Annotated in this window: 2 protein-coding genes; one reads left to right on the top strand and one right to left on the bottom strand. The window is 69.6% G+C overall.

What is annotated here, in order from left to right; all coding sequences use genetic code 11:
* Nucleotides 1–132 precede the first annotated feature (132 nt).
* Nucleotides 133–489 carry an iron-sulfur cluster assembly accessory protein gene (locus ACZ7G3_RS28030; protein ID WP_279566575.1) on the bottom strand — a complete coding sequence of 119 codons (357 nt, stop codon included), beginning with the start codon at nt 487–489 and terminating at the stop codon, nt 133–135.
* A 251-nt stretch (nt 490–740) separates the two neighbouring features.
* Between ACZ7G3_RS28030 and nadA the strand changes: the two genes are divergently transcribed.
* Nucleotides 741–1,925 (top strand): quinolinate synthase NadA, encoded by a 1,185-nt coding sequence (nadA, locus tag ACZ7G3_RS28035; protein WP_470928725.1) that lies wholly within the window; start codon nt 741–743, stop codon nt 1,923–1,925.
* Nucleotides 1,926–2,031 lie beyond the last annotated feature (106 nt).

Raw genomic sequence — 2,031 nt, forward strand, 5'->3', positions numbered from 1 at the left:
GCCAGCCCCTACCCACACCACCCCCCCCCCCCCCCCCCCCCCCCCCCCCCCCCCCCCCCCCCCCCCCCCCCCCCCCCCCCCCCCCCCCCCCCCCCCCCGCCCTCTGTACGACCGGTGCGTCCGCCGCGCGGCTCAGCTGAAGGAGTCGCCGCAGGCGCAGGAGCCCGTCGCGTTCGGGTTGTCGATGGTGAAGCCCTGCTTCTCGATGGTGTCCACGAAGTCGATGGTGGCGCCGCCCAGGTACGGGGCGCTCATGCGGTCGGTGGTGACCTTGACGCCGTCGAAGTCCTTCACCACGTCGCCGTCGAGCGAGCGCTCGTCGAAGAAGAGCTGGTAGCGCAGGCCGGAGCAGCCGCCGGGCTGGACGGCGACGCGCAGCGCCAGGTCGTCCCGGCCTTCCTGGTCGAGCAGGGCCTTGACCTTGGCCGCGGCGGCGTCGGTCACGATGATGCCGTCGGTGACGGTGGTGGTCTCGTCCGATACGGACATCTACATCTCTCCCGGGTTGTACGGAGACTGCTTGCCGACGGTTCCAACCGGCGGGGCCGCGGATTCATTCCGGGTCGGACCCGTGTCGTGTCCCTCGGCCTTCCCTTCATGCTCGCACACGCCCCGGGGAGCGGACAGCGGCTCGGGCACCGGGATTCACGTCACACCGACACGAGGGGCATCGTCAAACTGACGTAAACCAGTTATGATATATAGCGTCAGTTCGACGAAAAGTAGAAAGGGTGCGTGTCGTGACCACCGCCCAAACCCAGGAGCTCGACGTGCAGCCGACGCCCCTCGCCCTGCTCCTCCTCGGCCGCGAGGCCGACCCGAGGAGCGAGCGCGGTGTGGAGTGCCCCGGCGACCTGCCCTCCCCCTCCGACCCGGACCTGGTCGCGCGCGCCCGCGCGGCCAAGGAGAAGCTCGGGGACAAGGTCTTCGTGCTCGGTCACCACTACCAGCGCGACGAGGTCATCCAGTTCGCCGATGTCACGGGCGACTCCTTCAAGCTGGCGAGGGACGCGGCCGCGCGCCCGGAGGCCGAGTACATCGTCTTCTGCGGTGTGCACTTCATGGCGGAGTCGGCCGACATCCTGACCTCCGACGAGCAGAAGGTGGTCCTGCCCGACCTGGCCGCCGGCTGCTCCATGGCGGACATGGCCACGGCCGAGCAGGTCGCCGAGTGCTGGGACGTGCTGACCGAGGCCGGCATCGCCGAGCAGGTCGTACCCGTCTCGTACATGAACTCCTCCGCCGACATCAAGGCGTTCACCGGCAAGCACGGCGGCACCATCTGCACCTCGTCCAACGCCAAGCGCGCTCTGGACTGGGCCTTCGAGCAGGGCGAGAAGGTGCTGTTCCTGCCCGACCAGCACCTGGGCCGCAACACCGCGGTGCGGGACATGGGCATGTCCCTGGAGGACTGCGTCCTCTACAACCCGCACAAGCCGAACGGCGGACTGACCGCCGAGGAACTGCGCGACGCGAAGATGATCCTGTGGCGGGGGCACTGCTCGGTGCACGGCCGCTTCAGTCTCGACTCGGTGAACGACGTCCGTGAGCGCATCCCGGGCGTGAACGTCCTGGTGCACCCCGAGTGCCGGCACGAGGTCGTGGCGGCGGCGGACCAGGTCGGCTCGACCGAGTACATCATCAAGACCCTGGAGGCGGCCCCGGCCGGTTCCAAGTGGGCCATCGGGACCGAGCTGAACCTGGTCCGGCGGCTGGCGAACCGTTTCGCTTCCGAGGACAAGGAGATCGTCTTCCTCGACAAGACGGTCTGCTTCTGCTCGACGATGAACCGCATCGACCTGCCGCACCTCGTCTGGGCGCTGGAGTCGCTCGCCGAGGGCACCCTGGTCAACCGCATCGAGGTGGACAAGGAGACGGAGGCGTTCGCGAAGCTGGCGCTGGAGCGGATGCTGGCGCTGCCGTAACCCGGCCGGGTCGGTCCGGCGGGCGGGAAGCCCACGGCCGCGGTGTCAGTCCGCTGCCGTAGGCTTCCCGCCGCCGTCCGACCCCTGTGGACCCGGCCCCTGAGGA

It is taken from the genome of Streptomyces sp. NPDC037271 (assembly GCF_055603605.1).

What these genes read in the sequence shown, in the direction of transcription:
- ACZ7G3_RS28030 (WP_279566575.1), bottom strand. Translation starts at nt 489, where the DNA reads ATGTCCGTATCGGACGAGACCACCACCGTCACCGACGGCATCATCGTG.